This is a genomic window from Phocaeicola sp. (genome assembly GCF_048170425.1).
Lineage (GTDB): Bacteria > Bacteroidota > Bacteroidia > Bacteroidales > Bacteroidaceae > Phocaeicola.
The window spans coordinates 1-16,392 of the sequence record NZ_DBEXBB010000173.1; the positions used below are offsets into that span (position 1 = coordinate 1).

Below are 16,392 nucleotides of genomic sequence, written 5' to 3' on the forward strand. Positions count from 1 at the left end.
CCTAAAACTAAAAAAAAAGAGAATTATGAAAAAGTTTTTAATGACCGCTGTATTAGGAATGTTTGCATTGGCTGGTTTTTCTCAGGTAAAATGGGATGCACGTGTAGGCATGAACTTCAGTAATGTGACTAAAGTGGATAACACTAAAGCATTACCGGGTTTCCAGTTAGGAGTAGGTATGGATTATGGCTTCAGTGAAAACTGGTCATTGCAGTCTGGATTGATGATTTCTTCTAAGGGTTATAAGATTAAAGAAGATGGTGAAAAATTTACAGCTCGTCCTATTTATTTGGATATTCCTATTTTAGCTGCTTACAAGTTTAATATTAGTGACAATACTAAGTTTGTAATCAATGCGGGTCCATATTTAGCTTTTGGATTGGGTGGTAAAGCAAAATATGGTGAGTATGATTACAAGCTATTTAAAGGAGAAGATGGAGAGGATGCAGAATGTAAACGTTTTGATTTAGGTATCCAGTATGGTATTGGCCTTGAAATAGGTGATCATTATTTGGTTAACTTGACAGGTCAGAATGGATTTATCAGTCCAAATAATTATGATGATGGCGCAGATTACAAGAACATGACCTTCTCTATCGGCGTAGGTTACCGCTTCTAATTTGAGAAATAAATCTCATATTCATAAACCTGGAGACTGGCATGGAAATTTCCGTGCCGGTCTTTTTTATGTGACTAATAACCAGCCATTCAGAAACGAATTGAAAAAATAATGTAAAATAAACCCTAAAAACGTTTGGCTGTTTCACGTAAAAAATGTACCTTTGCACTCGCAAATGAAAATAGTGATGCACTCTTAGCTCAGTTGGTAGAGCAACTGACTCTTAATCAGTGGGTCCAGGGTTCGAATCCCTGAGGGTGTACAAAATTTCGGAAAGTTTGACAATTATAGTGGATGCACTCTTAGCTCAGTTGGTAGAGCAACTGACTCTTAATCAGTGGGTCCAGGGTTCGAATCCCTGAGGGTGTACCGAAGCCGTGAGGCAAAACAAGACAATGGAGGTTCTGAAAATGTGACGTTTTCGGAACCTTTTTTTATTTAAAATCCCCCTCCTCCTTTTTTTACTAAGAATTAGGTATTGCCGGAATTATATAGACTTTGTATATTTACCCGGATAAACAATAGACACAAGAACTATAGCGAATTATGTACAAAACCCACGCAGCAAAACATAGAAAAGCGGGTTTCTTACTGCTTTTGTTGTTCGTGCTTTATTGGTGCGGCATCACTTTGTTCACACACTCACATGTGGTGAACGGGGTGGTAATTGTACATTCGCACCCTTTTAGTTCTGAGCACACTCATACGAAAGGGCAGTTTGAAACCATTTTTTTCCTTTCTGCTCTTCAGACTACAGGCGATACAGCCACTGACCTGAATATTCCTTTGTGGCTGATACCATTGGCGCTTATTTTGTCGGTTTGTACGTGTGGCCTTCCTGCCCGCCCGATGCGGGACGTCTGTTCACGCGGTCCTCCCTCGTTTTTAGTTTGTAAGTTTTAGGCGAGACAAATGCATGCCTTGTAAGAACAAGCCATGCATCCTGATTTTTTTATTTACATACTAAGAACAAACTACAAGATGAAATATTTTTATCTCTTTTTGTGGGGTGCAATCATGATATTGTTCCCCTTGCAGGTTATTGCTTCTAATTTGGATGATACGGATGCCAATATCATCGGACATGTGGTCGACAAATACTCCCGTGAACATCTGTCATACGTGACGGTGGCCTTGAAAGGAACTACCATCGGTACTACTACTGACGATACGGGACATTATTTCTTGAAAAACCTGCCTGAAGGGACTTTCACGCTGGAGGTGACTTCTGTAGGCTATAAAGCTGTCAGCCGCACGGTGCAGTTGAAGAAAGGGAAGACACTGGAACTGAATTTCGAGATAGAGGAAGACATGGTGTCGCTGGATGGTGTGGTGGTTTCGGCCAATCGGAATGAAACAAGCAGACGCATGGCTCCTACCCTTGTCAATGTGGTTTCCATGAAAACCTTCGAGAATACAAATTCTACCTGTCTGGCTCAGGGACTGAACTTTCAACCTGGCGTACGCGTGGAAAACAATTGCCAGAACTGCGGTTTCCAGCAAGTACGTATCAACGGACTGGACGGACCTTACACCCAGATTCTGATTGATTCCAGACCTGTGTTCAGTGCGCTGGCCGGAGTGTACGGACTGGAACAGATTCCGGCTAATATGATAGACCGGGTGGAAGTGATGCGCGGTGGAGGGTCGGCCTTGTTCGGCTCTTCAGCCATTGCCGGAACCATCAATATCATCACCAAAGAACCGATTCGTAATTCGGCGCAGTTTTCACATACACTGACGGGGATTGGTGATGCTTCTGCATTCGAGAATAATACGACGATGAATGCTTCACTGGTAACCGACAATCAAAAGCTGGGGGTGGCTGTCTTCGGACAAAACCGTGAGCGTGCCGGTTATGACCACGACGGCGACGGGTTTACCGAACTTCCTCAACTGAAAAGCCAGACCGTGGGATTACGCTCGTACATTAAAACGGGAGATTACTCCAAGCTGACAATAGAGTATCATCACTTACAAGAATTTCGCCGCGGAGGTGACCAGTTGAAACGTCCGGCTCATGAGGCCCTGATTGCCGAACAACTGACGCACAGCATCAATACCGGAGGCTTGAAGTTTGACCTGTTTTCACCCGACGAGAAACATCGTCTGGGAGTGTACGCATCGGCACAGCATGTAAACCGTGACAGTTATTACGGCGGAGGAGAGAACCTCGAGGAAAAGCTGAAGTCGTATGGAAATACCACCGACATGACGTGGGTGGCCGGAACACAGTACACGTATAATTTTGACCGCTGCCTTTTTATGCCGGCCACTTTTACCGCGGGAGCAGAATACAACCAGGACCATTTGAAAGACCATTTGTGGGGGCGTGAACGGTTCGTCGACCAGAATGTACGTACATTGAGCGCATTCGCTCAAAATGAGTGGAAAAACAAACAGTGGAGCCTGCTTGTCGGAGGGCGGCTGGACAAGCATAGTTTATTGAAAAAACCGGTTTTCAGTCCTCGTGCCAACCTGCGTTTCAATCCTGCGGAAAACATCAATCTGCGTGCCAGCTATTCATTCGGATTCCGTGCGCCACAGGCTTTTGATGAGGACCTGCACGTGGAGAACGTAGGCGGTACGGTGTCAATAATCCGTCTGGCAGAGAACTTGAAAGAAGAAAAATCGCAGAGTGTCAGCCTGTCGGCCGACTTGTACCATAGTTGGGGAGACTGGCAAGGAAATTTGCTGGTAGAGGGATTTTATACTGACATTTCAGATGTGTTTGCTCTCACCGAAATAGGGAAAGATAAAAACGGTGTGATTATCAATGAACGCGGCAACGAAAAAGGAGCATTCGTATATGGCTGCACGCTCGAAGGAAAACTGGCGTGGCGAAACGTGTGGCAATTGCAAGCCGGCTTTACACTCCAAAGAGCTGAATATAAGGAGGCACGTTCCTGGAGTGAAGGAGATACCGGTGTGCCTCTTGAAAAGCGGATGTTTCGTACGCCAGACACGTATGGGTATTTCACGATGACGTATAATCCTGTACGTGCATTCACGCTGGCTCTTTCGGGTACCTATACCGGCAGTATGCTGGTGGAACACCGGGCGGGGTATATTGGCGAAAACCGTACGGAAACCACCCGTCGTTTCATGGACATCGGTTTGAAGGCCAGCTATGATTTCAAACTCTATAAAAGCATAGACTTGCAGCTCAATGCAGGAGTGCAAAACCTCTTCAATTCCTATCAGAATGATTTTGACAGGGGAGCAGGTCGTGACTCCGGTTATATTTATGGCCCGGGTATGCCGCGTTCGATTTTTGCCGGCTTAAAACTGAGCTATTAACATGCATGTGTGGGATACCTTTCTATCTCACATATCATCTCTTGACTATCGGACTGATTTGGATTGCTGGTTTCAGCAGTGATTAAATCAGTCCGTTTTTTTATGGCATACCTAAATATGATGAGAAGCAGATGCCGTATTACCTAAATATGGTGATTGACATGGTTTGTCAATAAGGATACCTTTGTGCCTGAAATTATCAGGATATGAAAACAATTGTTTTAGCCTTTTTCGCAAGTACCAGTCTGGTTGTCTGGGGGCAGTCGTATAAGATAACTGGAACCGTGCTCGATGCCAAGTCGAAGGTGCCTGTAGAATTTGCGACTTTGTGGATTGAAGGAAGCGGTATCGGTACCATGACCGATTCGCAAGGAAAGTTCGTCATTCAGCATCTGGCAGAAGGAAAGCATGAGGTACTGGTGCGTTGTCTGGGCTATTCTGAATATAAGTTACAGCTGGATGTAAGGAAGGATGAGAAAAACATCGTGGTGTATCTTTCCGAGCAGACTTTAGCCCTGAACGAGGTGACTGTTACAGCAGAAAGGAAAACCACAGATGCTGCTACGGCGTATACGCTGGGGCGTACGGCACTGGACCATTTGCAGAGTGTCAGCGTGTCTGATGCGTTAAGTCTTTTGCCCGGAGAACAGACCAGTAAGTTCAAGGGACTGACTTCTTCTGCTCAGGTAATTACGTTGAGAGGAGAAAGCACTGAAATGGGGAATCCTGATTTTGGAACCGTAGTTGAGATGGACGGGGTGCGCCTGTCGGGCAATGCGACGGCCGCTTCTACTTCCGGAACGGATACCCGTAACATTGGCAACAGCAATGTGGAACGGATTGAAGTCATCACAGGTGTACCTTCTGTAGAATATGGCGACCTGACCAACGGAGTGGTAAAAATCGTGACACGTAAAGGGAAAAGTCCGCTGATTGTCGATGTGGCAGTGCGTCCTACCACCCAGTCGTATGCCGTAAGCAAAGGGGTGGAACTGGGAAAAAAAGCAGGTGTGCTGAACCTGTCCTATGAACGGGTTCGCTCTGTGTCCGACATTGCATCGCCCTACACATCGTATATTCGCAATGCCTTTGGCGTGAGATACTCTAACAGCCTGCATACAAAGACCGGAAAAACTTTGTCTGTCGATTTCAGCCTGAACGGTAATGTGGGAGGCAATAATACCGAGGCCGATCCGGATGCGTTCAAGGAGACTTATACCAAGAGCCGGGACAACGCGTTGTGGAGCAGTCTTTCGTTTAACTATATGCCGAATGCGCCCTGGTTATCTAATTTGCGTGGAGGGGTGACCTTCTCGTACGCCGACAACCGGGTGGAAGAAAAGAAAAACCAGTCGGCTTCGTCCGTCCAGCCTGCACTGCATACTATCGAAGAAGGATATTTTGTGGCTGCCAAATATGAAGAAAATCCCTCCTCACCTATTATATTGTTGCCCACTGGCTACTGGTACGTGACGTCATTCAACGACAGCCGTCCCATAAATTACACTGCCTACCTGAAAGCGCGCTGGAGCCATAAAATCGGGAGCATAACCAGCAACCTGCTGGCAGGAGCAGATATGAAAGGAGAAGGCAACCTGGGTAAGGGAACGTATTATGAAGACATGTCGGTAGCTCCTACCTGGAGGGAATACCGTTACGATGAGTTGCCTTTCATGCACAATCTGGCTGCGTATGCAGAAGAAGAGATAACCCTGCCTTTCCGTCATTCGCAGCTGCTGCTTAAAGGAGGACTCCGAAGTGACATGACTTTCATCCCGGGCACAGTGTATGGCACCGTATCCAGTCTGTCTCCCCGTTTCAGTGCCAAGTATTCATTTGGCGAAAAAGGATATGGGTTCTTCCGGGGAGCGACCCTTCGTGCCGGATGGGGAAAGGCGGTGAAACTTCCTTCGTTCGAGATGCTGTATCCCCGGGAAACGTATGTAGACCGCCTGACTTTTGCGCCTGGAGCGATGGCCGACGGAACGACCTACTATGCTTATCACACCCATCCCGTACTTCCTGTCTATAATCCGGAGTTGCAATGGCAGTACAGCCTTATGCGGGAAGCAGGTATGGACATTCGTCTGAAGGGGGTACGGATTTCGTTGTCGTTCTTCTATAACACCCTGTCAAAGCCTTATGCAAGTACGCGTATCTATACTCCGTTTGATTATAAGCTGACCGGCCAGAGTGCGCTCAATAATTGCCTGATACCTTCGGCCGACAGGGTGTATAGCATCGACCGTACGACAGGAGTCGTGACCGTGTCCGACAAAAACGGGATACTCCCCTCTCAGACGCTCGCTTATAAGGAGATTCATGATTTCCAGTCGGCTGTCATGAATGTGAACGGTTCTTCCTCTTCACGAATGGGACTGGAATGGGTGCTTGATTTCGACCGGATAAAAGCAATCAATACTTCCATCCGCATAGACGGAAAGTATTACCGCTACAGAGGGATTGATGAAGTGGTGGTACCGTCTACCAGCAGCCTGACCGATACGGACGGGCAGCCTTATAAATACATCGGTTATTATGTGGGTGGCAACGGCAACTATAACGGATTCACGACGCAGCGGCTGAATACCAACCTGACGCTGGTGACGCACGTGCCGAAAATCAGAATGATTTTCTCTCTGCGGTTTGAAGGTACTCTGCTGAACACGCGGCAGAACTTGAGTGAGTACAGCGGTGGAACCCGGAGCCATGTGCTCGACTTGCAGAGTGATTATCTTCCCTCGTCCACCCAGACGGATATTTATAACGGAGCCAGTTACGTGGCTACGTATCCGCTGTATTATGTATCGAGAGAAGATATGGAAACCCGTATACCGTTCATGGAAAAGTTCCTGTGGGCTGCCGAACATGACAAGGAGTTGTATAATGAACTCTGTAAACTGGTGGTAAAAAGCACCACCGGCTATATGTTCAGGAAGCAGGGATATTCCCCCTATTTCTCGGCCAACCTGAACGTGTCGAAAGAAATCGGGAAGTACCTGACGGTATCATTCTTTGCCAATAATTTCTTCTACAGCATGCAGAAGATAAAGAACTGGCAGACGGGGAATGAGGGAAGTCTGTTTGCTTCTTCGCTGGTCACTCCCTTTAACTATGGCATATCATTTAAATTAAAATTATAAACACGTATGAGTATGATGAAAAAGATGTTATTTGCGTGCTGCGCCTTAATCCTGATATTGGCTTTCAGCGCGTGCAAAGAAAAAGAAAATGGCGGCTATCAGGTGAGCAGTGTAAGCATTCGGCTGGTGTATCCCGAAGGAAGCGGATTTGAACCTATGGAGGGAGTCAGCGTAACCCTGAAGAACACGTCGGGCAGTACCACCTTCAGCCAGTCGACCAATGCGGAAGGAGTGGCTGTTTTTGAAGTGCCGCAAGGTATCTATGAAGCTTCGGCTTCTGACAAACGGGTGGCTGATGCCAAAGTGTATCTTTTCAATGGACTGAATACATCGGTCAATGTGACTCAGGAAACGGTAGAAGCTACCATCAAACTGGAAATGTCTTCAGGAGGTTCCGTACTGATTAAGGAACTGTATGTAGGAGGCTGTCCGAAAGACGATGGTTCGGGTACGTTTGCCATGGACCAGTACGTCGTGCTGTATAACAATTCTTCGGAAACACTCGACATCAGCGACTTTGCACTGGGTATGGTGAACCCTTACAATCCTCATGCTTCGAATAAGGACTACGTGAACGGTGAACTTTTTTATGCGGCAGAAGGGTGGATACCGGCCGGAACGGCTGTCTGGTATTTCGACAAGCAGGTACAGCTGGAAGCCGGAAAAGAACTGGTGATTGCACTGAATGGCGCCATCGACCACACACAGACCTATTCTCAGTCCGTGAATCTGGCCAACAGTACTTATTACTGCTTGTATGACATTGAGGACTTCAACAATGCCAAATATTATCCGTCGCCTTCCGAACTTATTTCTACAGACCATTACTTGAAGGCTTACAAATACGGTTTGGGTAATGCATGGCCTGTCAGCCAGTTCGGACCGGCATTCTTTGTGTTCCGTCCGGAAGGTACCACCCTACAGGCTTTTGTAGACGATGCATCCACCACCAACCTTTATGGAGGAAGTGCCAGCCAGCCGCGTAAGAAAGTGCCGGCAGAGTGGGTGGTAGACGGTATCGAAGTATTTGTTCAGGGAGCCGACGGCAACCAGAAGCGCCTTCTTCCCTCGGTGGATGCAGGCTATGTGGAACTTACCCGTGGCATGGGATATACCTTGTATCGCAACGTGGATAAAGAGGCTACGGAAGCACTTGCGGAGAATGAAGGAAAGCTGGTCTATAACTATTCGCTCGGTGTAGGAAATTCAACCGATGCCAGCGGAATAGATGCCGAGGCATCCTTGAAAAACGGAGCCAGAATTATTTTTCAGGATACAAACAATTCGACAGCTGACTTCCATCAGCGGAGCAAATCTTCTTTGAGAAACTAAACATGAAGCATTATCGTATCGCTTGCTTTTTTCTGGTACTTGTGGCAGGAGGCAGGTCCTGGGGAAATCTCCCCACAGGGGCCTCCTCCCCTCTTCGGACGGATTTTCAGGAAACCTTGCTGAGGTATGCGGCTTCTGCCGGAAGCAATCCTTCTTTTCTGTCGGGGATGGAGTGCGGACGTATCTCCTATCTTCAGGCGGAAGGCAGTTACGGAAGCGGGAAACTGGTGAATTATTATCAGTCGGACAGCCGGCTGGGCGGCTCGGTTTCCACCGAATCTTACTGGCGGCTGAACTCGCGGCTGGTATTAGGAGGTGCCATGGCATACGGCACGGAAAAAGGCAAGCACATGTCGGGTTCGGCTTTTCTGCATCCGGAAGAAACGCCTTTTGACATTGTGGAGATAGACGGCTCGGGAGCCGGCACGAAACGGCATGAATGGTACATGCTCAGAGGAGAAGCGGGCTATCTCCTCACGCCTCGCCTTTCATGGGGAGGGCAACTGGAATACCGTACGGAAAACTATGCCAAGTTCAAGGACTTGCGGCATCAGAATTCCCTGATGAACCTGCATTTGTCGACGGGTTTCTCGTATGAACTTTTTTCCGGATGGCAGGTCGGACTTTCTTACGGGTATTTGCGCAACGTGGAAACGGTAGGCTTCGGAATCTATGGAACGACCGACCGCCAGTATACTTCCCTCATCAGTTTTGGAGGTTTCTACGGACGCAGTGAGGTGTTTGGTGAAAGTGGCTATACTTCGAACACGACACCCTTGTTTACTCAAACGCATGAAGTAGCCTTTCAGGGACAGTATCATCGCGGAGACCTGCACTGGTTTCAGGAGGTATTCATCCGAAAGACTTCCGGACGCTTTGGTAGCGGTTCTTCGACTTCCATCACCTACTCTACTCATACAGGGAGTGAGGTGGGTTACCGTTCGAAACTGACTTGGCAACAGTCCCGACTTTTTCAGGCGATGGAACTGGGTATCGCATTGAAATCGCTGGAGAACAGGGAAAACTCTTACAAGGAAAGTACCGACGGACTGGGCATATCGCAGATAGTGTATTACGGTAGCAATGAAGTGATGAGCAGGGATCAGCTACGTGCCTGGCTGGCGTATCAGCTTCTTTCCGGAAGAAAAGAAGGCCGTTCGGACTGGTCGGCCGAAATCCGGCTGGATTATCGTTCCCGCTCTGTGACGGCATCGCAATATCCGTTTTTCCGGAAGCAGAATCTGCATGTCACGGGACTGGGACTTCTGGGTGCCAGAAATTGGTATAAAGGCCGGCAGGTATGGACTGCTTCCGCCGGACTGGGCTTGCAAGGCGGATGGGGCTGTGTGAAGGAAGACGGACAATATGCCAGTGTATCGGAGGAACAGCGACGTCCGGCAGAAAGAGCAGACTTACTGGTGCAAGAATACGATTACCAGACGGCTGTCCGGCTGGTGCCGCATGCGGCAGTGGGATATGAAAGAGAAATTACTCCTGCCCTGTCCGGTTATGTCCGGGGTGAGGTGACGTATGCCAGGGCTTTTACAACTACAATGGCAGGAAAGGATTTCGTGCAACCCGTCATCAAGGTAGGGGTAAAATTTTAAGAACTAATCATTTAATCGTGCTACAATGAGTAAAATAATAGAGTGTGAAAATATTACGCATTATTACGGAAACCGCTTGATTTACGAAAATCTCAGTTTCGATGTGGAGCAGGGAAAAGTACTGGGCCTGTTGGGAAAGAACGGTACCGGAAAGACCACCATCATCAACATCCTCAACGGTTACCTGAAACCCCGTTCGGGCGTGTGCAGGCTGTTTGGTGAAGAGATGGAACACCTCTCTCCGCATACAAAATCGAAGGTGGGGCTGTTGCTGGAAGGACATGTGCAGCATGCCTACTTCACGGTTTCGCAGATAGAGAAATTTTATTCGGCCTTCTTCCCGAAATGGAAGAAAGAAGCCTATTATGAACTGCTGAAAAAGTTGCAGGTACTTCCTTCGCAGAAGCTCTCTACCATGTCGTGCGGGCAGCGTTCGCAGGTGGCGTTGGGACTGCTGTTTGCCCAGGACCCGGAACTGCTGGTTCTGGATGATTTTTCCATGGGACTGGACCCGGGCTATCGCCGTCTGTTTGTGGAATATCTTCGGGAATATGCGTCGGCAGAAAACAAGACGGTCTTTCTTACGTCGCACATCATTCAAGACATGGAACTGCTGATAGATGACTGCATGATTATGGACTATGGCCGCTTGCTGTTGCATAAGCCGGTAAAGGAAATCATGCACCATTTCAAGCGGTACCGTTTCACCCGTCCGGGAGATACATTTAAGCTGGAGGCCGATGAAGACTTCTGGCACCCCTCCGCACTGGGCGATAAATGGGAAGTATATTCTTTTCTGCCAAAGTCCGAAGTCGAACAACGCTTGAAGGCGATGGGTGTCACGGAAATTACAGCAGAGACCCTTTCGCTGGAAGATGCATTTATTGGTTTAACAGGTAAATATTAATGTCATGAATTTATTCAGAGCCTTGTCTTATAAAGAATGGATGAAAACCCGCCGCCTGATTGGGGTGATGCTGTTGCTGATGGCAGCGGCCGTGGGCTATACCTATATTGACCTTACCCACGAAATCCGCTTGAACGAAGCGGTCAATGTGTGGTATGGCTGTCTTTTTCAGGGCACATCGGTTGTCCCGTGGATGATGTACCTGCTGCCACTGGCCGGGATTGCACTGGGAGCCGTGCAGTATGTGCCCGAGATGACGCAGAAACGCCTGAAGCTGACACTCCATCTGCCGGCAGGAGAAACTCAGATTATGGCTTCCATGCTGTGGTATGGTTTCAGTGTCATTTTGTTGCTTTGTCTGCTGCTTTCACTGGTCCTGGCGGCTGTGACTCGCCTGTTTCTGCCTTCCGAAATTGTAGGAATGATGCTCCAGCAGTTGCTTCCATGGATGGTGGCAGCAGTGGCAGGCTATGGCTTCACTGCGTGGGTTTGTATTGAGCCTCAGTGGAAACAGCGGATGCTTTGCATTGTGGTATCAGTAGGACTGCTGTCCATGCTGTTTGTTTCCTCCTATCCCGGAGCCTATTCACAGTTCGGAGCAGGAATCTGCTGGATACTGGCAGCTTCTTTCATCTTTCCTTTCTCGTCCTGCATCCGCTTCAAGTATGGTGTACAATAAAAACAATGAACAATGAAATACAAATCTCTCCTTTTTTCAATCATTCTGGTATCTGTCACCCTGCTGGCTTCCTGGACGGTGCCTGCCCTGGTGCAGAAAATGACCGACGATTCGCACAGCTATCCGCTGATGTATTACAGTGCCCGGTTGAAGGAACTTTGCGTGATTGACTTCCGAGAACATAAGAATTCATTTTATGATATTCATGGCAACGAATACCCTCGCGCGCAATACGATTCACTGCTCCCGTTGCTGAACTACCGCCAGCTGGCCATGGAAGGCCAGTTGCCCGATTCGCTGGAGGGACAGGCCATCGACGTGAAAATCCTGCGGAGCAAACAGGTGATGTTCCGTTTTCGCCCGGTAGATGTGTTCTCTCCGCAACCCGCTATGGGAGTGTTGCTGGAAGCCATGCCCAAACGGGGAAACCTCTCACTCCCAGGCGACTATTTCCGGATGGATCGGGAGCTGACTTTTGTCGATGCGCAGTCCAATTCGGTAAATCGGCAGAAGAGTGAAACCTTTACCAAAGAACTCATCAAGAAAGGCTTCAGTTTTCCGGTAAAAGCTTATTGGGGAAATCCTACGGTGAGAAAGCCCTATGAAGAAGGCTATTTCTGTCTGGACAGCAAAGGAGCCCTCTTCCACCTGAAAATGGTGAACGGACGGCCTTTCGTAAAAGATACGGGTATCGGTTCACAGCTGGAAATCAAATGGTTTGTCATGAGTGAGACGAGCGACAAGCGCTTCTATGGCTATCTGTTTGGCGAGAAGGGTGAAATGGGCTTACTGGAAAGCACGGACGAAGGCGGTTATCGCTTCCTTCCGTTCGACATCCGTCCGGTAGACCTCACGAAAGACGAAATCAGCATTCTGGGCAACTTGCTTTACTGGACCGTACGCGTATCGGATGCGGAAGGAATGGACTGCTACGGACTGGATGCTGTGACACTTCAGTCGCTCTCTTCCTATCATCAGGACCGGAAGCGTGTCTTGTGGGATGAGTTGTCGGGATGGCTGTTCCCGTTCCGTTTCTCGCCCTCTTCCGAAACGAGTTCCTTTGTGAGTCTCTATGCAGGAAGCCTTTCTTTAAAAGGACTGGCTGTCAGTTTCTTTTTGGCCCTCCTGGTTTTCTTTTTGTGTAGAAACAAGGTATCTTTGTGCAGACGGATACTGATGGCGGTATGCGTGTGGGCTGCCGGCTTATCCGGGATAGTAGCACTGTTATTTCTTCCTTGGAATAAATATGAATAACTATAAACTCAATTGAAAATGAAAAAACTGTTTTTTATCGTAGCTGCGGCCTGTCTGCTGACGGCTACTTCGTGTGTGAACAATAACAAAAAATCAGAGACCTCTCAGGAACAGCCTACTGCCGCTCTGTCGGTCAATGAGGCAAAATATGTGGAAGACATTCTGAAAGATGCAGAAAAGAATGTAGATAAGGAGGTGATGCTGAAAGGATTCATCACGCATACCTGCAAGCATTCCGGACGCCGTTGCTTTGTGATGGGAAAAGACCAGAAGACTTCCGTACGTGTGGAAGCAAAAGGCAATATCGGCGGATTCAACCGGGAACTGATTGGTTCAGAGGTCATCATCAAGGGGATTCTTCGTGAAAACCGCCTGACCAAGGAATACATTGACCAGGCTGAAGAAGAACTGAAGGAAAAGCAGGGAAAAGCAGAAAGCAACGGCGAAACCTGCGATGCGGAGATGAACAACATTCAGAGCATGCGTGAATGGATGAAAGCCCACAACAAGGACTATTATTCCATTTACTACGTAGACGGCACGGAATATGAAGTGGCGGAATAAGAGTCTCTCCTACTGGCTCCGTGTGCTGCACCGTGACCTGGGCTACCTGATGGCAGGAGTCTGCCTGATTTATGCCGTATCGGGCATCCTGCTGAACCACATGAATGGTAAGGATCCGGCTTTCCGTACTACGGAAGCGGCCGTTCAACTGGAGAAAGGCATGCAGGCCGAAGAACTCCTTGCGGCATGGAACCGACAGGAAGATTTGCCTCCTGTAAAGCGGGTGCTGTCTATTGATGAAAGTCATCATCGCCTGATGCTGGAAGGTGGTGTGGGTGTGTATGACGTTGTCAGCGGTTGTGTTGATTATGAAGTACACGAAAAGCGTCCGGTGGTGTACTGGTTCAACCGGTTGCATTACAACCGTATTCAGGGATGGAACCTCATGGGCGACTTTTTCGCTGTTTCGCTGGTATTCTTTGCCGTTTCCGGATTGTTCATGGTCAAGGGAAAAAACGGACTGACAGGACGCGGAAAATGGTTGCTTTTGTTGGGCATTCTGATTCCGCTGGGATACATCTGGCTGGCCGCCTGAACTTAATAGATATGATAAGAACCGCCCGTCTCTTTAGTGAAAGAGGCAGGCGGTTCTTTATGTCTTTGCACCGTGAACCTTATGTTTCTGAGTGCAGAACCCAAAGGATTACACAAGGAAAACATAAGGCCCGGCCTGGAGAAACATAAAAGGTGGAAAAAGGATTACAAATTATCTTCTTTGCCTTTTTACATCACTCTATCAAGAAAGCGGATTATTCTATGTTTCGTATGAATTTGGCCGGTACACCTCCCACTACGGTATTGGCCGGCACGTCTTTCGTTACGACGGCTCCGGCTGCGATGATGGCATTGTCGCCAATGGTGACTCCCTGCAGAATGGTGCTGTTAGAGCCTACCCATACGCGTTTTCCCAGTACGATGGGAGCCGGTGTCATGGCCGCGCGATTTTCCGGATTCATGTCGTGATTAAGTGTGGCGAAAACCACGTTGTGTCCAATCAGGCAACCGTCGCCCAGTGTTACTCCACCCTGGTCCTGGAAATGGCAGCAGGCATTGATAAACACATCTTTTCCTACATGGATATTTTTTCCGAAATCCGTATAAAAAGGAGGAAATACCCGGAAAGTGTCGTCTACCGGCCGGCCGAAAAGCCGGGACATCAGTGCCCGGATTTCATCCATGGTGTGATACGAGCCGTTCAGTTCGAATGTGATGCGGCGGGCTTCGTCACTCATGCGGTTTAGCAATTCCATGATTTCAGGTGTGTCAAGCGGTTTCCGCATGGCTACGTGAGCCAAAAAATCATTTAGTTCCATGTGCTATGTTTTGAAAGGGTTATACAATTTTTATTTTACAAAAATATCCTGATTTTTCGGAAAACACGATATACATATTACGGATAATCATACCCCAATTACTTGTATACCGACAAAATGCCCCATTTTTGTATCACTTTTTTCTGTTTGTTTTGTTTTTTATCGCGTACATTTGTAGAAACTTTAAATGACACATCATGAAGAAAACGTATGCACTGCTGCTCTCCTTCCTTTTGGCCTGCACCGCGGGATTTGCGCAGACCCGGAAAGCTGTTTCTATTTTAGGAGATTCGTACTCCACTTTCGAGAATTACCTTCAGCCTGATACCAATGCCGTGTGGTACTTTCAGCAGCCGCGGAAAAACAACGATGTCCGCTCCGTGAACCAGACCTGGTGGTATAAGTTTATTAAGGAAAGCGGATACCGTCTGTGTGTAAACAATTCTTTCTCGGGTGCAACCATCTGTCACACGGGTTACCGGAAGGCTGATTTTTCCGACCGCTCGTTTGTGACACGAATGAACAACCTGGGGTGCCCGGACCTCATTTTTATTTTTGGAGCAACGAATGACAGCTGGGCCGGGGCTCCCATCGGTGAATACCAGTATGAAAACTGGACGAAAAAAGATTTGTACAGCTTCCGTCCGGCCATGGCGTATATGCTGGAGCACATGCTGTACCGCTATCCCAACGTGGAGATTTATTTTCTGTTGAACTGCGACCTGAAGCCGGAAATCAATGAGTCTGTAAAGACCATCTGCGCACACTATCACGTGCCCTGCATCGAACTGAAAGGAATCGACAAGCAGGGAGGACATCCTTCCATAAAAGGTATGCAGCAAATCAACGAACAGATAAAAGCTTATTTTGCCGGTCGGCAATAAGGGGAAAAGAAAACGGCTTGACGGATATGTCAGGCCGTTTCTTTTAATAATTCCAGAATCAGTTGCTCCAGCCGGTCTCTCACTTCATCCATCGGGACTTCTTGCCGTAACTCAGCCTGTAGTGAAGTGACTCCCTTGTCTATAAACCCACAGGGATGAATGTAACTGAAATACCTTAAATCTGTATTGACATTCAGGGCAAGACCGTGCATCGTAACGAAATGGCTGCTTCTTACCCCCATGGCACAGATTTTACGTTCTTCGGGCGTACCCGTAGCCAGCCAGACACCAGTAGCTCCGTGCACTCTGTCGGTTTCTATGCCGTAGGTCCGGCACACACGGATCACCGCTTCCTCTAACAGGTACAGGTATTCCTTCAAACCCAAGTGAAAATCTTCCAGGTTCAGAATCGGATAACACACCCATTGTCCCGGTCCGTGATAGGTAATGTCTCCTCCCCTGTCCACCTGAAACAGTTCGGCATGAATGGTCTGTAACTGTGTGGGGTTCAACAGCATATTGGCTGCTTTTCCGTGCTTGCCCAAGGTGTAGACATGCGGATGCTGGCAGAAAATAATCCGGTTGGTATAAGGTTTTCCGTTCAGCTTGGCATCAATGAGTTCATCGAAGAGAGCAGTTTGTCGTTCCCAAGCCTCAGAATAAGAGATGAGTCCCCAGTTTTCTATTGTAATCATGGCATTCAATTCTTAAAAGGTTACATTTTGCAAAGAAAAAATTTTTTGGTGTGAATGGCAAAGATTTACAAAAAGAATTCCTTTTTACATCGCAA

The 16,392-nt window shown here is 47.9% G+C and carries 14 protein-coding genes and 2 tRNA genes; 14 read left to right on the plus strand and 2 right to left on the minus strand.

Features of this window, described 5'->3' with window-relative positions:
- The 13 genes from ACMJ0U_RS06650 to ACMJ0U_RS06710 all read left to right on the plus strand — a co-directional run.
- The coding region (locus ACMJ0U_RS06650) for a porin family protein (protein ID WP_417129038.1) at positions 1 to 619 on the plus strand (619 nt) is incomplete at its 5' end.
- Positions 620 to 808: 189 nt separating this feature from the next.
- Positions 809 to 881, plus strand: a tRNA-Lys gene (locus tag ACMJ0U_RS06655).
- Positions 882 to 915: 34 nt separating this feature from the next.
- Positions 916 to 988, plus strand: a tRNA-Lys gene (locus tag ACMJ0U_RS06660).
- A 177-nt stretch (positions 989 to 1,165) separates the two neighbouring features.
- Positions 1,166 to 1,522, plus strand: a complete 357-nt coding sequence (locus ACMJ0U_RS06665; RefSeq protein WP_337560607.1) for a hypothetical protein — start codon at positions 1,166 to 1,168, stop codon at positions 1,520 to 1,522.
- Positions 1,523 to 1,600: 78 nt separating this feature from the next.
- Entirely contained in the window at positions 1,601 to 3,919 is a 2,319-nt protein-coding gene (locus ACMJ0U_RS06670) for a TonB-dependent receptor (protein WP_417129039.1), read from the plus strand.
- A gap of 206 nt (positions 3,920 to 4,125) precedes the next feature.
- Positions 4,126 to 7,062 carry a TonB-dependent receptor gene (locus tag ACMJ0U_RS06675; RefSeq protein WP_417129041.1) on the plus strand — a complete coding sequence of 979 codons (2,937 nt, stop codon included), beginning with the start codon at positions 4,126 to 4,128 and terminating at the stop codon, positions 7,060 to 7,062.
- Between the two features lie 12 nt (positions 7,063 to 7,074).
- Positions 7,075 to 8,394, plus strand: a complete 1,320-nt coding sequence (locus ACMJ0U_RS06680) for a DUF4876 domain-containing protein (protein ID WP_417129042.1) — start codon at positions 7,075 to 7,077, stop codon at positions 8,392 to 8,394.
- A 2-nt stretch (positions 8,395 to 8,396) separates the two neighbouring features.
- Positions 8,397 to 10,001, plus strand: a complete 1,605-nt coding sequence (locus ACMJ0U_RS06685; protein ID WP_417129043.1) for a DUF6850 family outer membrane beta-barrel protein — start codon at positions 8,397 to 8,399, stop codon at positions 9,999 to 10,001.
- A 25-nt stretch (positions 10,002 to 10,026) separates the two neighbouring features.
- Entirely contained in the window at positions 10,027 to 10,908 is an 882-nt protein-coding gene (locus ACMJ0U_RS06690; protein WP_417129044.1) for an ABC transporter ATP-binding protein, read from the plus strand.
- Positions 10,909 to 10,912: 4 nt separating this feature from the next.
- Positions 10,913 to 11,587 carry a hypothetical protein gene (locus tag ACMJ0U_RS06695; RefSeq protein WP_417129046.1) on the plus strand — a complete coding sequence of 225 codons (675 nt, stop codon included), beginning with the start codon at positions 10,913 to 10,915 and terminating at the stop codon, positions 11,585 to 11,587.
- Between the two features lie 12 nt (positions 11,588 to 11,599).
- Positions 11,600 to 12,841, plus strand: a complete 1,242-nt coding sequence (locus ACMJ0U_RS06700; protein WP_417129048.1) for a DUF4857 domain-containing protein — start codon at positions 11,600 to 11,602, stop codon at positions 12,839 to 12,841.
- A gap of 18 nt (positions 12,842 to 12,859) precedes the next feature.
- Positions 12,860 to 13,405 (plus strand): hypothetical protein, encoded by a 546-nt coding sequence (locus ACMJ0U_RS06705; RefSeq protein ID WP_417129050.1) that lies wholly within the window; start codon positions 12,860 to 12,862, stop codon positions 13,403 to 13,405.
- Positions 13,389 to 13,940, plus strand: a complete 552-nt coding sequence (locus ACMJ0U_RS06710) for a PepSY-associated TM helix domain-containing protein (protein WP_417129051.1) — start codon at positions 13,389 to 13,391, stop codon at positions 13,938 to 13,940. The genes ACMJ0U_RS06705 and ACMJ0U_RS06710 overlap by 17 nt, the downstream gene beginning before the upstream one ends.
- Before the next feature lie 214 nt (positions 13,941 to 14,154).
- Here the strand turns inward: ACMJ0U_RS06710 and ACMJ0U_RS06715 are convergent, their stop codons facing one another.
- Positions 14,155 to 14,718 carry a sugar O-acetyltransferase gene (locus ACMJ0U_RS06715; RefSeq protein WP_417129053.1) on the minus strand — a complete coding sequence of 188 codons (564 nt, stop codon included), beginning with the start codon at positions 14,716 to 14,718 and terminating at the stop codon, positions 14,155 to 14,157.
- A gap of 197 nt (positions 14,719 to 14,915) precedes the next feature.
- Between ACMJ0U_RS06715 and ACMJ0U_RS06720 the strand changes: the two genes are divergently transcribed.
- Complete coding sequence (locus tag ACMJ0U_RS06720) at positions 14,916 to 15,602, plus strand: SGNH/GDSL hydrolase family protein (RefSeq protein WP_417129055.1); 687 nt, start codon at positions 14,916 to 14,918, stop codon at positions 15,600 to 15,602.
- A gap of 29 nt (positions 15,603 to 15,631) precedes the next feature.
- Here the strand turns inward: ACMJ0U_RS06720 and lipB are convergent, their stop codons facing one another.
- Positions 15,632 to 16,297 carry a lipoyl(octanoyl) transferase LipB gene (gene lipB / locus ACMJ0U_RS06725; RefSeq protein WP_417129057.1) on the minus strand — a complete coding sequence of 222 codons (666 nt, stop codon included), beginning with the start codon at positions 16,295 to 16,297 and terminating at the stop codon, positions 15,632 to 15,634.
- Between the last annotated feature and the right edge of the window lie 95 nt (positions 16,298 to 16,392).

Excerpts from the sequence above, each read along its gene's own strand:
- ACMJ0U_RS06665 (WP_337560607.1), top strand. The coding sequence starts at position 1,166 with ATGTACAAAACCCACGCAGCAAAACATAGAAAAGCGGGTTTCTTACTG.
- ACMJ0U_RS06670 (WP_417129039.1), top strand. The coding sequence starts at position 1,601 with ATGAAATATTTTTATCTCTTTTTGTGGGGTGCAATCATGATATTGTTC.
- ACMJ0U_RS06675 (WP_417129041.1), top strand. The coding sequence starts at position 4,126 with ATGAAAACAATTGTTTTAGCCTTTTTCGCAAGTACCAGTCTGGTTGTC.
- ACMJ0U_RS06680 (WP_417129042.1), top strand. The coding sequence starts at position 7,075 with ATGATGAAAAAGATGTTATTTGCGTGCTGCGCCTTAATCCTGATATTG.
- ACMJ0U_RS06685 (WP_417129043.1), top strand. The coding sequence starts at position 8,397 with ATGAAGCATTATCGTATCGCTTGCTTTTTTCTGGTACTTGTGGCAGGA.
- ACMJ0U_RS06690 (WP_417129044.1), top strand. The coding sequence starts at position 10,027 with ATGAGTAAAATAATAGAGTGTGAAAATATTACGCATTATTACGGAAAC.
- ACMJ0U_RS06695 (WP_417129046.1), top strand. The coding sequence starts at position 10,913 with ATGAATTTATTCAGAGCCTTGTCTTATAAAGAATGGATGAAAACCCGC.
- ACMJ0U_RS06700 (WP_417129048.1), top strand. The coding sequence starts at position 11,600 with ATGAAATACAAATCTCTCCTTTTTTCAATCATTCTGGTATCTGTCACC.
- ACMJ0U_RS06705 (WP_417129050.1), top strand. The coding sequence starts at position 12,860 with ATGAAAAAACTGTTTTTTATCGTAGCTGCGGCCTGTCTGCTGACGGCT.
- ACMJ0U_RS06710 (WP_417129051.1), top strand. The coding sequence starts at position 13,389 with ATGAAGTGGCGGAATAAGAGTCTCTCCTACTGGCTCCGTGTGCTGCAC.
- ACMJ0U_RS06715 (WP_417129053.1), bottom strand. The coding sequence starts at position 14,718 with ATGGAACTAAATGATTTTTTGGCTCACGTAGCCATGCGGAAACCGCTT.
- ACMJ0U_RS06720 (WP_417129055.1), top strand. The coding sequence starts at position 14,916 with ATGAAGAAAACGTATGCACTGCTGCTCTCCTTCCTTTTGGCCTGCACC.
- lipB (WP_417129057.1), bottom strand. The coding sequence starts at position 16,297 with ATGATTACAATAGAAAACTGGGGACTCATCTCTTATTCTGAGGCTTGG.